The sequence below is a fragment of the Paenibacillus sp. FSL H8-0168 genome, from assembly GCF_038592955.1.
In the GTDB taxonomy this organism is placed as follows: Bacteria; Bacillota; Bacilli; order Paenibacillales; family Paenibacillaceae; genus Paenibacillus; species Paenibacillus polymyxa_B.
The window spans coordinates 2,515,352-2,528,592 of sequence record NZ_CP151948.1; the positions used below are offsets into that span (position 1 = coordinate 2,515,352).

The following is a 13,241-nucleotide window of genomic DNA, read 5'->3' on the forward strand; positions in this document are numbered from 1 at the left end:
TATAAATCAAGTGCCGACTGGTTTTTTATCAATAAATGTCCTTAGCATCTGCTGGGAGAGCTTTTACGTGATGGAGATAGTTTGTAACACGTTGATCGTCCAGAGTCGGATATTCGTAATCATAATAGTTGGCTACTTCCAAGGCAACTTTTCTAAATAAATTTCCCATGATCAAAAGAGACTGCCACGTATGTTCATAATCTGCATCCGCAAACGTTTGGATATAGAGTGTCCAAAGATCAGGTTCAAGGTGGTTCTCGAAATATTTTCCCTGTTTACCCGGATCTGCAGCGAAGTCTGTTCGTATACCAATATGCCATTCCAGCATCAAGTGAAGCGCATCTCTCACAGGCCGATCCAGCATAAATTTGGCATAGGGTAGCTCCTGTCGCCATAACCCTTTAGCCACATAAGTACTGACCCACCAAAACTCGTTGCAGGAATTCGCATAGACTTGGGCAGTTGGAGGTATCGTCTTATAATCTTGAAGACTTGGCGGTGGGAAAGGCTCCACAAGCCCGTCTTTATCCAGCAGCAGTACACTTAAGCTGTCTCGGGTCCAATTGGCGATGTTATTCGCAGAGTAGAGTGTAAGATCTATGCGATTGCCGTCCGTAAATAACATGAGAAAAGCAAAGCGATCGCGGGGCATCGGGATAGGTTCCATATGCTCATCGGGCGTCTGCATAATGATCAATTCACCAAAATGGTTGATCCAGCGACGTTCCTGAATAAAGCTGTCCATGGAGGATACGAGAAAGACGATATCATAATCCTGAAAAATGTCCCGTGGAGCATGTGGATTGGCGCGTGAACCATTTAGAATCACGGCACGTACCCGCTCGTCCTCTTGAGCAAAATGGAGAATGGTATGAAGCATTTCATGTTCACTTCTCATAATAGTTGTCTCCACAAACGGTATCTAAAGGAGAAAAACGTGGACAAGGGAGCAATAGAAATAATGGCCACTAGCTCAAGGATCATCAAGGAAAACAACCTCCTGTAAGTTCTTTTATCTGGGAAAAGTCTCCTACCCTTACAATAGCCTATACACAGAAGCCATTCAATTGTGCTGCCGAGGCCTTCTTCATTACCAAAAGTACACTTGACCGAATTGTATGTTTTATCCATAATGAAGCGAGGCATCAAGTACAGACCATCGAAACTCTCATAGGCTTATGGGAGGCAAATCAGACAGATGTGTGCTCATCACATGATTCAAGGAATGGAACTCGCAGAATCTTATTTTTATAAGGCATTCGGTCTTTTTAATACAATGAAGCATCACATATCGATTCAAGGTAATCATTAGAGGCACCATACCGGGTAGAATTTTTTTATCTAATAATGGGGATACCGCTGTATTGAGCAACCCCCAAGGCATTTTTCTGGGAGGAAGTCCGGACAATAAAGCCTTTTTAAAAGAAATCAACATGTTGCTTCAAGAAATCCTATTACCTCAACTGGCATCTAAAGGAAAATTAGACTACGTGCTATATTACCCGACAGATGAGAAGTGGGAAGCCGCTCTTGAAACCGTGATGAAGGATTTACGGCCTATGAAGAGTGGACGAATGACGTTTACTCAGCATTTGGACGGTATAGCTAACCCGCTTGGAGAGGATATCGTAGCAATAGATCGTGAACTATTAAAGCAGCGGCATCTGACCGTAATTGTAGAGGTGCTGAGCTTTAAGACTTGGTACCTACCGCAAGCATATGCGGGCTCATACCGATTACGGATTCCTGCTCTTCAACCTGCCGTGATATATCCAGCAAGCGGCTGCGATGGGAAGGAAGCACCCACTTTTCCTCAAATCCGGGTGCAATCCAGACGGGTCCTTCCACGCCCAGTACACGAGGCTTCGGCAATCCAGCCGCCTGCCAGTCTGCGCGCAAGGCATCCGGTGTGTGGAAGTAGGAGCGTGTGAGAAAAGAGGGATAAGCAGCAGGGCGCACATGCTGACCATCTGTTAGCTCCTGTCTGACCATATCCATGAACGCATCTTCCTCCACAATGGTATTGCACTCACCGTACACCGATAGCCCCCACAGTAGCGAGCCAAACCTGGAAATAGCTGAAGTAATCAGCGTTCCACCTTTTTTTAAGACACGCGCCGCTTCTTGCAGTGCTTTTACTCGTTCCTTCTGTTCCGTTAAATGATATAAAGGTCCCATCAATAGCACGATGTCCGCGCTTTCATCTTTACGATCAAGATTTCTGGCATCCGCGGTTTCCAGCTTGCTGATGATGGGTTTATTCAGTTGCTGCTGACGAGCGAATTCAATGGCTTGGGAAGATAGATCAAATAGATGAACTTCGTATCCCAGCTCCGCCAGCCACGAAGAGTAGACCCCTACACCGCCGCCGATATCGTAAATAACATGAGTAGACTCCCTGAGATAACGTGAAATGATTTCTTTTGATCTTTCCAGTTCTATTTTTCCTATGCCTCGCTCTAACCTGCCTATTTCTGCACCGCCATCATAATAAGCCAGAATTTCATGCGTATCTTTTTCGAGCATAGCGCACCTCATCTCAAGTGATTGGAATAATATAACATTATCACTTACATCATGAACAAGTCTACCGTGTTTAGGATTAAGAAACCATCGGAAGCATTGGGAAAGAAAAAAGCTGTTCCCCAGTAGCTAAACCTACTTTTTGGGAACAGCCATATTTAAATGATGTTTGTTTCCAGCATGCCCTCGAGATCTTCTTTGGTAAGATGGTAGTGTGCGTTACAAAAGTGGCAATGAGCTTCAGCCTGTCCATCGGTATGGATCATATCTTCTATTTCCTTATTCCCTAAGCTGATAATGGCATTGGTAACGCGCTCTTCTGAGCAGGGACAATGAAATTGTACAGGCATGGTTTCCAGTATGTTTATGTTGCTTTCTCCTAAAATCTGACCCAGAATCTGCTCTGGTGTAAGACCTTCCATGACCATTGCGGAGATGCTTGGAATGCTCTCAATACGTCTCTCGATAAAACTGATAACCTCTTCTGGTGTATCTGGCATCAGCTGAATAATAAAACCTCCAGCCGCCTGTATAGAGTTATCCGGGTTAACAATAACTCCCGCTCCCACAGAAGAAGGAATTTGTTCGGATTGGACGAGATAAGATGTGAAGTCCTCGCCCAGTTCACCCGATATGAGAGGGACCTGTCCAACAAACGGGTGTTTTAAGCCGATATCTTTGGATACAATTAGCGCTCCATCTGTTCCTACAGCTCTGGCGACATCCAATTTCCCTATCTGATTAAGCTCAAAATGGGTTTGTGGATTTTTTACATAACCTCTAACTTCACCTTTGGAGTTGGTATCGACAAGAATGGTGCCGATAGGTCCGCCACCGTTGATTCTGATCGTCAGTTTATCCTCATCTTTAAGCATGGCTCCCAGCATGACGCCGACCGTCATAGAACGTCCCAATGCAGCCGATGCTGTGGGCCAGGTATAATGACGCCGTTGGGCTTCACTTACCGTTTCCGTTGTTCTCACGGCATAAGCCCGTACCTGATTGTTGTAGGCAAGAGCTTTTACTAAATAATCGTTCATGTTCATATTCCTTTCTGTTCATTAGAGTTCTTTACAAGACCATTTTTTTCTGAATCCAGTTCTCCAAAGAAGTCATTTTGTCATCATATCCTTCTTTAAAAAAGTCAGCGGATAGTGACGCGATGGTTTCTCTTTTCAGAACGGCTTTCCAGGAGGCTTCCGCTTCTTCCATCAAATTTGCCAGTAAACAACACTGATCGTCTTTCTTTAATTCAAGCATATCGTTGTAGATACCGCTGGAAGAATAGAGAGTCTGTTGTCCTTCAATCGCCAGATAAATATCAAATACCCGTATATCCTCAGGTTTTTTCTTTAATTTGAACCCGCCCTTGACACCAGGTACAGAAGTAATCAAATCGGAGCTAACCAATTTACGTAACAGTTTATGGAAATAAGTGGGCGAAGCGCCTAACTGATGGCTAATGGCCTCACCAGGTAAAACAGCTTTGTCCGGTAGCATCGTGAGTAGAAGAAGAGCGTAGACAGATTGTTCGACACCTGTTTTCATATGCACTAGCAATCACCTCGATCTTTATAACCAGGCTAATGTGGATAATGATTATCCATATAAATGCATGATAGACGAGCTTCTCGTAAAAGTAAACTGTTTTTGAACAAAACTAAAAATTTAAATCATTTGCAATTTATAACGGGACACATTATCATAATTGACGTATCAATTGATAGGTCAAAGAATTAGGGCATTGAGGAAAATTCGTAAAATAATATTTTAACAGGGGGTTTATATATAATGACTACGCGTAACGTTGCACTATCTATATTAGATCTTGCACCTGTCCTTGAAGGCGGCACTCCTGCCGATTCCTTCCGCGACACGGTGGATCTTGCCCAGCATGCTGAACAATGGGGGTACCATCGGTACTGGCTAACGGAGCATCATAACATGCAGGCGGTTGCCAGTGCGGCTACGTCCGTGATCATCGGGCATGTGGCTGCACATACAAACAAGATTCGGGTGGGTTCAGGCGGTATTATGCTGGCTAACCATGCTCCACTCATGATTGCAGAGCAGTTTGGAACCCTAGAGTCGCTCTATCCGGGACGAATTGATCTGGGACTTGGCCGGGCTCCAGGCACGGATCAACCTGCGATGAGAGCACTGCGGAGAGGGCTTCACAATACTGGGGAAGATTTCCCCGAGCAATTGAATGAGCTGCGTTCTTACCTGAATCCAGCGCTGAACGGAGCCGTTCCGGGAGTAAGAGCGATTCCTGGAGAAGGGCTGGACATTCCCATCTGGTTACTGGGATCAAGCGGATTCAGCGCACAGCTGGCAGGTCAGCTTGGGCTGCCGTTCGCGTTCGCCAGCCACTTTGCCCCGGCTCATTTGCTACAGGCTCTGGAGTTGTATCATCGCAATTTTCGGCCATCCAAAGCACTGGATAAGCCATATGTGATGGTCGGTGTTAATGTGCTTGTTGCAGATTCTGATGAGGAAGCAAAATGGCTCTTTACATCACAAGAACAACAGTTTCTAAATGTGCTGCGCGGGCACAGCGGAGGACTGAAGCCACCAGTGGATGACATGGAAAAGCTTTGGAGTGAGCACGAGAAGGAGATGGTTCGTGGTAATATGCTGGGGTATTCAGCCATCGGCAGTCCTGACACCGTCAAGCAAAAGATGGATTTGATAATCGACCAGACTAGAGCCAATGAGCTGATTACAACCTCTCAGGTATATGACCATCAAGCGCGCCTGCGCTCGTATGAGCTGCTAGCCAAAGTGATGCGAACAGACGGGTAGCTGGTCAAACCATAAGGCCGTGCTGGAAAAGGTTCTCATAACCTGATCTGGCATGGCCTTATTATATTTTAAAGCTTATACTTACGAATCGAATAGGTTGGGGTAGCTCCACGCGTGACAGTAGCTGTTGATCAGATAACTGCCGTAGGGTGAAAAGGCTTTGTTATGGGGATCGTACAACTCCCAGAACGTATCGGCTCCGTCCCGCAGCATGCCTCCCCAGTAGGATTTGAGGTGCTGCACAGCTCCATCCCGATCACCCGTAATCAGCCAAGCTTCAACTAAATAGTGATGCATATATGGTGTTGTCAGTCTAATTTCGGGTTTCTCAGACAGCAAGTGTTGCTGTCGTAACGTCCTCTAACCGCTGGTTCAGGAACGGAATCCTGTCAGGATCAACCTGTTCAGCCAATCGAATAGCCCTTTTTAACGTGTAAATAAGTATGGCTTGAGAAGGGGGTTGGCTTATCCAACTGCTCATGCCAATCGATAAAAGACCACCATTCGTCGGTATGCGGTGGGAGGTGATGATTGCCCAAGGTGTACTCAATTATCCGCAAGCAGAATTGGTATTGATGGAAAAGTATAGTCTGTTTATGTGGGGAGAAACATCCGAGGCAGCCTATGTGAAAACAATTATTGATATTTGCAATACATTGAGCAGCATTATCGGGATTACACGCTACCCCAATTGGGGACGGCATTTAATTTTAATGCTAATTATCTGGGGAATTTGTTAAAAGAGCAGACTGGCAAAACTTTTCGGGAGCTTGTTCAAACCCAACGTATGCTGCACGCAGAGACGCTACTTAGCTACGATCAGAATGATTAAAGCCTGGTGCAATCCGGCAATTCAGCATTATGATTTATCATCTCTCACATACTCGCTTAACAAAAAGCTTGTCTTCCACGACTTGAACCCCACAAATATAAGTTGCATATATTATCAAGCAAGTTGGTTCATAAGCTTTGAGTTTGAAAGGGGAAGAGCACGTGATAATCCATGTTTATGCTTTATGCTGGAATGAAGAAAAAATGCTCCCGTTTTTTTTAAAGCACTATGATAATATAGCGGATCAATACTATATTTTCGATAACGGCTCAACTGATAATTCTATATCCATGTTAAGGGAAAATCCCAAAGTTGTTATAGATAGATTCGAAATAAAAGGTAATTCTCTCGTGAAATCAGCACAAAATAAATTCAATCAATTTTGGAAAGGAAGCAGAGGAAAGGCAGACTGGGTTATTGTCTGTGACGCTGATGAACATTTCTATCACCCTAACCTTAGAATATATCTGCGAGAATGCACCTCTAAAGGGATAACGTTGATTGTCCCTGATGGTTATGAGATGGTTTCTGATTTTTTTCCGAGTAGCGATCAACCATTACATGAGACGGTAAGGAATGGTGTAAGAAGTCAAACGTACGATAAGCCTCAAATATTTAATCCAAATGCGATACAAGAAATAAATTTCAGTCCTGGCAGGCATACTGCTTCACCTATAGGGGACGTCATAAAGCCATCCAATAATGATGTTTTATTGTTACATTATAAATACTTGGGACTTGACTATATAAATTCACGTTTCTCGGCTTTAAAACAAGGGCTGCGAGAAGGGGACACGGCAAATAGATGGGGATTTCATTATTTATGGGATGAGAAACAAAGGTTGGAACAATTTGAGAAATTAAAAAATAGATCTATTAGAGTGTTCTAGCATGAACTGTTGGCACAAGTGGCATTTGTAAGAAGCTATTATAACTTCATTGTTTCTATGTAAACGTGATAGCAAGAGAATGGAGTTGATTGAAATTGATCTACAAGGCTTAAAGGCACCTTTTTTTCTTGGGGTGCCTTTTTTATGGTTTGAAATGATATTGATGAATAAGCGCCAATAAGTTACTTAAAGCTCGATCACTACCTTTTAATTTCCCCAGAATTTAAAAAGGTTTGAAAAAGTAAATATCTATTTTAATTTTAATAGGTAAACAAACAATCACATGTAACAAATTATTAATATGATACATGGAGCTACAGTAATCCCTATTCTTTTCTATATGGATTGAACTGTAAAATAATATAGTGGATTAAAACCCAAGTATATTTAAGTTCAATATATATAGTATTTTTACATGATATGGATTTGTTGTTAATAAATAGGAAAGGGGAGACCGACTAAATGGCAGTATTATCAACTGGACCTATTGAGAATAGTCCTGTTAGTGGGATCAGGCCTATCCAGCAGGTTACCGTTAAAATAATTAATCGTGATTTGGTCAATTCTTCAACTATTTTAATTCAGGGCTACATTTTAAATGGTTTACGAACATTGTATGTACAAGAACAAATAGCTTTAGCCCCCAATGCAGTTGTTACGAGAAACTATCTAGTGAACTTCGACGCATATGAATTCGTTTTTACCACAAGCGGTTTAGCAGAAGAAAGTACTGATATTTCAGTTTGGGGAAAAAACGCGAGCGGTACAATCATTGATGTTCAGCGTATTGTTGCGGATGAGCAACTAGGGTCTTAAAACTCAACATATGTATAGTGATAGAACCACAATCGCAGCAAATGGTTGAGACATAAAATAGAGGGAACAGGGTCTTGAGAAAGATCATTGTTCACAAAAAAATTTGCTTTTTACTAGAGAGGAGGGAGTATCTAAATGGCAGTATTATCAACTGGACCCATTGCAAACGATCCTGTTCTAGGAGTCAGACCCACCCAACTAGTCACAGTAAAAATAGATAACCGAGATTCTGTAAATTCTTCTACTGTTTTGATCGAGGGTTTTATTTTAAACGGCAGCAGAACATTATATATACAACAACTAGTGGCAGTGGGACCAAATGCGGTTATAACTAGGAATTTCTTTGCAAATTTAGACGCATTTGAATTCGTGTTTACCACAAGCGGACCAGCAGAGGATGAAACTCAAATTTCTGTTTGGGGTAAAGATGCATTGGGGCAATTAGTACCTGCGCATCGGTTAGTATCTGATGAACTTTTAGGAACCGATCAAGGCGTCCAAGGACCTCAGGGTGTTCAGGGAGCCCAAGGTGACCAAGGACCTCAGGGTGTTCAGGGCGTACAAGGCGATCAAGGACCTCAGGGTGTTCAGGGCGTACAAGGCGATCAAGGACCTCAAGGAGTTCAAGGAGCCCAAGGCGACCAAGGACCTCAGGGTGTTCAAGGAGCCCAAGGCGACCAAGGACCTCAGGGTGTTCAAGGAGCCCAAGGCGACCAAGGACCACAGGGTGTTCAGGGAGCCCAAGGTGACCAAGGACCTCAGGGTGTTCAAGGCGTCCAAGGTGACCAAGGACCTCAGGGTGTTCAAGGCGTCCAAGGTGACCAAGGACCTCAGGGTGTTCAGGGAGCCCAAGGTGACCAAGGACCTCAGGGTGTTCAAGGCGTGCAAGGCGACCAAGGACCTCAAGGCGTTCAAGGAGTCCAAGGCGATCAAGGACCTCAAGGAGTTCAAGGCGTGCAAGGTGACCAAGGACCTCAGGGTGTTCAGGGAGCCCAAGGTGACCAAGGACCTCAGGGTGTTCAAGGCGTGCAAGGCGACCAAGGACCTCAAGGCGTTCAAGGAGTCCAAGGCGATCAAGGACCTCAGGGTGTTCAGGGCGTACAAGGCGACCAAGGACCTCAGGGTGTTCAGGGCGTTCAAGGTGACCAAGGACCACAGGGTGTTCAGGGCGTACAAGGTGACCAAGGACCTCAGGGTGTTCAAGGAGCCCAAGGCGACCAAGGACCTCAGGGTGTTCAGGGAGCCCAAGGTGACCAAGGACCTCAAGGCGTTCAAGGCGTGCAAGGCGACCAAGGACCTCAAGGTGTTCAGGGCGTACAAGGCGACCAAGGACCACAGGGTGTTCAGGGAGCCCAAGGTGACCAAGGACCTCAGGGTGTTCAAGGCGTGCAAGGCGACCAAGGACCTCAAGGCGTTCAAGGAGTCCAAGGCGATCAAGGACCTCAGGGTGTTCAGGGCGTACAAGGCGACCAAGGACCTCAGGGTGTTCAAGGCGTCCAAGGTGACCAAGGACCTCAAGGAGTTCAAGGCGTCCAAGGTGACCAAGGACCTCAAGGAGTTCAAGGAGCCCAAGGCGACCAAGGACCACAGGGTGTTCAGGGCGTCCAAGGCGATCAAGGACCACAGGGTGTTCAGGGCGTCCAAGGTGACCAAGGACCTCAGGGTGTTCAAGGAGCCCAAGGCGACCAAGGACCTCAGGGTGTTCAGGGAGCCCAAGGTGACCAAGGACCTCAAGGCGTTCAAGGCGTGCAAGGCGACCAAGGACCTCAAGGAGTCCAAGGCGACCAAGGACCTCAAGGAGTCCAAGGCGATCAAGGACCTCAAGGAGTTCAAGGCGTGCAAGGCGACCAAGGACCTCAAGGAGTCCAAGGCGATCAAGGACCTCAAGGAGTTCAAGGTGTTCAAGGCGACCAAGGACTTCAAGGAGTCCAAGGCGATCAAGGACCTCAAGGAGTTCAAGGCGTGCAAGGCGACCAAGGACCTCAAGGAGTCCAAGGCGATCAAGGACCACAGGGTGTTCAGGGCGTTCAAGGCGACCAAGGACCTCAGGGAGTCCAAGGCGACCAAGGGCCTCAGGGCGTCCAAGGCGACCAAGGATCTCAGGGCGTTCAAGGTGACCAAGGACCTCAAGGTGACCAAGGACCTCAGGGTGTTCAAGGAGTTCAAGGCGACCAAGGACCTCAAGGAGTTCAAGGCGACCAAGGACCTCAAGGAGTTCAAGGCGACCAAGGACCTCAAGGACCTCAAGGAGTTCAAGGCGACCAAGGACCTCAAGGAGTTCAAGGCGACCAAGGACCTCAGGGCGTACAAGGCGACCAAGGACCTCAAGGAGTTCAAGGTGACCAAGGACCTCAGGGCGTACAAGGTGACCAAGGACCTCAAGGAGTCCAAGGCGATCAAGGACCTCAAGGAGTTCAAGGCGACCAAGGACCTCAAGGAGTTCAAGGCGACCAAGGACCTCAGGGTGTTCAGGGCGTACAAGGCGACCAAGGACCTCAAGGAGTCCAAGGCGATCAAGGACCTCAGGGCGTTCAAGGTGACCAAGGACCTCAGGGTGTTCAGGGCGTACAAGGTGACCAAGGACCTCAAGGAGTTCAAGGACCACAAGGTGACCAAGGACCTCAAGGAGTCCAAGGCGACCAAGGACCTCAAGGAGTCCAAGGCGACCAAGGACCTCAGGGAGTTCAAGGCGACCAAGGACCTCAGGGAGTTCAAGGTGATCAAGGACCTCAAGGAGTCCAAGGCGATCAAGGACCTCAGGGCGTTCAAGGCGTCCAAGGCGACCAAGGACCTCAAGGAGTTCAAGGCGTGCAAGGCGACCAAGGACCTCAAGGAGTTCAAGGACCTCAGGGTGTTCAGGGAGCCCAAGGTGACCAAGGACCTCAAGGAGTCCAAGGCGATCAAGGACCTCAGGGAGTTCAAGGCGACCAAGGACCTCAGGGAGTTCAAGGTGATCAAGGACCTCAAGGAGTCCAAGGCGATCAAGGACCTCAGGGTGTTCAGGGCGTACAAGGCGACCAAGGACCTCAGGGAGTTCAAGGCGACCAAGGACCACAGGGTGTTCAGGGAGCCCAAGGTGACCAAGGACCTCAGGGTGTTCAAGGCGTACAAGGTGACCAAGGACCTCAAGGAGTTCAAGGCGTGCAAGGCGACCAAGGACCTCAGGGTGTTCAGGGCGTTCAAGGCGACCAAGGACCTCAAGGAGTTCAAGGCGTACAAGGTGACCAAGGACCTCAGGGTGTTCAGGGCGTCCAAGGTGACCAAGGACCTCAGGGTGTTCAAGGAGCCCAAGGTGACCAAGGACCTCAGGGTGTTCAGGGAGCCCAAGGTGACCAAGGACCTCAAGGCGTTCAAGGCGTGCAAGGCGACCAAGGACCTCAAGGCGTTCAAGGAGCCCAAGGCGACCAAGGACCTCAGGGTGTTCAGGGAGCCCAAGGTGACCAAGGACCTCAGGGTGTTCAGGGCGTCCAAGGCGACCAAGGACCTCAAGGAGTTCAAGGACCACAAGGTGACCAAGGACCTCAAGGAGTTCAAGGACCCCAAGGTGACCAAGGACCTCAGGGTGTTCAGGGAGCCCAAGGTGACCAAGGACCTCAAGGAGTCCAAGGCGATCAAGGACCTCAGGGTGTTCAGGGCGTCCAAGGCGACCAAGGACCTCAGGGTGTTCAGGGCGTTCAAGGTGACCAAGGACCTCAAGGAGTTCAAGGACCACAAGGTGACCAAGGACCTCAAGGAGTTCAAGGCGTGCAAGGCGACCAAGGACCTCAGGGTGTTCAGGGCGTTCAAGGCGACCAAGGACCTCAAGGAGTTCAAGGCGTACAAGGTGACCAAGGACCTCAGGGTGTTCAGGGCGTCCAAGGTGACCAAGGACCTCAGGGTGTTCAAGGAGCCCAAGGTGACCAAGGACCTCAGGGTGTTCAGGGAGCCCAAGGTGACCAAGGACCTCAAGGCGTTCAAGGCGTGCAAGGCGACCAAGGACCTCAAGGCGTTCAAGGAGCCCAAGGCGACCAAGGACCTCAGGGTGTTCAGGGAGCCCAAGGTGACCAAGGACCTCAGGGTGTTCAGGGCGTCCAAGGCGATCAAGGACCTCAGGGTGTTCAGGGCGTACAAGGCGACCAAGGACCACAGGGTGTTCAGGGAGCCCAAGGTGACCAAGGACCTCAAGGAGTTCAAGGACCTCAAGGAGTTCAAGGCGACCAAGGACCTCAGGGCGTACAAGGCGACCAAGGACCTCAAGGAGTTCAAGGCGACCAAGGACCTCAAGGAGTTCAAGGCGACCAAGGACCTCAGGGCGTACAAGGTGACCAAGGACCTCAAGGAGTCCAAGGTGATCAAGGACCTCAGGGCGTACAAGGCGACCAAGGACCTCAAGGAGTTCAAGGCGACCAAGGACCTCAGGGCGTACAAGGCGACCAAGGACCTCAAGGAGTTCAAGGCGACCAAGGACCTCAGGGCGTACAAGGTGACCAAGGACCTCAAGGAGTTCAAGGTGACCAAGGACCTCAAGGAGTCCAAGGTGATCAAGGACCTCAGGGCGTACAAGGTGACCAAGGACCTCAAGGAGTTCAAGGTGACCAAGGACCTCAAGGAGTCCAAGGTGACCAAGGACCTCAAGGTGTCCAAGGCGATCAAGGACCTCAAGGTGTCCAAGGCGATCAAGGACCTCAGGGCGTTCAAGGTGTCCAAGGCGATCAAGGACCTCAGGGCGTTCAAGGTGATCAAGGACCTCAAGGAGTTCAAGGCGACCAAGGACCTCAGGGCGTCCAAGGTGACCAAGGACCTCAAGGAGTCCAAGGTGATCAAGGACCTCAAGGAGTCCAAGGTGATCAAGGACCTCAGGGCGTACAAGGTGACCAAGGACCTCAGGGAGTTCAAGGACCACAAGGTGCTCAAGGCCCTCTAGGTCCACAAGGTGTTCAAGGCCCTCTAGGTGCTCAAGGCCCTCTAGGTCCACAAGGTGCTGGAGGCCCTCAAGGAGTTCAAGGACCACAAGGTGACCAAGGACCTGAAGGACCACAAGGCGACCAAGGACCTCAAGGTGTCCAAGGACCTCAGGGTGTTCAAGGACCGCAAGGCGACCAAGGCCCTCAGGGAGTTCAAGGCGTCCAAGGCGACCAAGGACCTCAAGGAGTTCAAGGCGTGCAAGGCGACCAAGGACCTCAGGGTGTTCAAGGACCGCAAGGTGACCAAGGACCAGCTTAAGGTCAAGGTATATTTAGAGGACTCAAAAGTTATTTATAACTTTTGGGTTCTTTTTTTGTCTTAAGTTCATGTTTGCAGTTCTGCTGTAACGAAAAAAAACCTTTGTCGAAGTCTCATGGAAATGATTCAGAGAGACTTCGGCAAAGGTATTGGAAAATAATTGTTGGCTAATA

At 48.3% G+C, this 13,241-nt stretch carries 11 protein-coding genes; 6 read left to right on the plus strand and 5 right to left on the minus strand.

Features of this window, described 5'->3' with window-relative positions:
- Window positions 1-28: 28 nt before the first annotated feature.
- From MHI21_RS11825 to MHI21_RS11840, 4 genes are all read right to left on the minus strand, one after another.
- On the minus strand, window positions 29-898 hold the full coding sequence (locus MHI21_RS11825) for an aminoglycoside 6-adenylyltransferase (protein WP_342420055.1): 870 nt from the start codon (window positions 896-898) through the stop codon (window positions 29-31).
- A gap of 794 nt (window positions 899-1,692) precedes the next feature.
- Window positions 1,693-2,526 carry a class I SAM-dependent methyltransferase gene (locus tag MHI21_RS11830; protein WP_075154137.1) on the minus strand — a complete coding sequence of 278 codons (834 nt, stop codon included), beginning with the start codon at window positions 2,524-2,526 and terminating at the stop codon, window positions 1,693-1,695.
- A 155-nt stretch (window positions 2,527-2,681) separates the two neighbouring features.
- Window positions 2,682-3,563, minus strand: a complete 882-nt coding sequence (gene hslO / locus MHI21_RS11835) for an Hsp33 family molecular chaperone HslO (protein WP_076265340.1) — start codon at window positions 3,561-3,563, stop codon at window positions 2,682-2,684.
- A 31-nt stretch (window positions 3,564-3,594) separates the two neighbouring features.
- The gene (locus tag MHI21_RS11840) at window positions 3,595-4,071 is read right to left on the minus strand and encodes an Rrf2 family transcriptional regulator (RefSeq protein ID WP_342420204.1); all 477 of its coding nucleotides are present in this window, start codon (window positions 4,069-4,071) and stop codon (window positions 3,595-3,597) included.
- Between the two features lie 243 nt (window positions 4,072-4,314).
- On the opposite strand from MHI21_RS11840, the gene MHI21_RS11845 reads away from it, so the two are divergent.
- Window positions 4,315-5,328 (plus strand): LLM class flavin-dependent oxidoreductase, encoded by a 1,014-nt coding sequence (locus MHI21_RS11845; RefSeq protein WP_341161597.1) that lies wholly within the window; start codon window positions 4,315-4,317, stop codon window positions 5,326-5,328.
- Window positions 5,329-5,409: 81 nt separating this feature from the next.
- On the opposite strand, the gene MHI21_RS11850 is transcribed toward MHI21_RS11845, so the two are convergent.
- A complete protein-coding gene (locus MHI21_RS11850) occupies window positions 5,410-5,667 on the minus strand; it encodes a hypothetical protein (protein WP_341161596.1) in 258 nt (85 codons plus the stop codon).
- A gap of 188 nt (window positions 5,668-5,855) precedes the next feature.
- Between MHI21_RS11850 and MHI21_RS11855 the strand changes: the two genes are divergently transcribed.
- The 5 genes from MHI21_RS11855 (at window position 5,856) to MHI21_RS11875 (ending at window position 13,132) form a co-directional block, all read left to right on the plus strand.
- Window positions 5,856-6,068: a hypothetical protein gene (locus MHI21_RS11855; protein WP_341161595.1), complete on the plus strand. Its 213-nt coding sequence runs from the start codon at window positions 5,856-5,858 to the stop codon at window positions 6,066-6,068.
- A 253-nt stretch (window positions 6,069-6,321) separates the two neighbouring features.
- The gene (locus tag MHI21_RS11860) at window positions 6,322-7,050 is read left to right on the plus strand and encodes a glycosyltransferase family 2 protein (protein ID WP_342420056.1); all 729 of its coding nucleotides are present in this window, start codon (window positions 6,322-6,324) and stop codon (window positions 7,048-7,050) included.
- Between the two features lie 462 nt (window positions 7,051-7,512).
- Window positions 7,513-7,866, plus strand: a complete 354-nt coding sequence (locus tag MHI21_RS11865; RefSeq protein WP_341161593.1) for a hypothetical protein — start codon at window positions 7,513-7,515, stop codon at window positions 7,864-7,866.
- Window positions 7,867-8,395: 529 nt separating this feature from the next.
- Window positions 8,396-12,769, plus strand: coding sequence for a hypothetical protein (locus tag MHI21_RS11870; protein WP_342420057.1), 4,374 nt, complete (start codon window positions 8,396-8,398; stop codon window positions 12,767-12,769).
- A gap of 90 nt (window positions 12,770-12,859) precedes the next feature.
- Window positions 12,860-13,132 carry a hypothetical protein gene (locus tag MHI21_RS11875; RefSeq protein WP_342420058.1) on the plus strand — a complete coding sequence of 91 codons (273 nt, stop codon included), beginning with the start codon at window positions 12,860-12,862 and terminating at the stop codon, window positions 13,130-13,132.
- Window positions 13,133-13,241 lie beyond the last annotated feature (109 nt).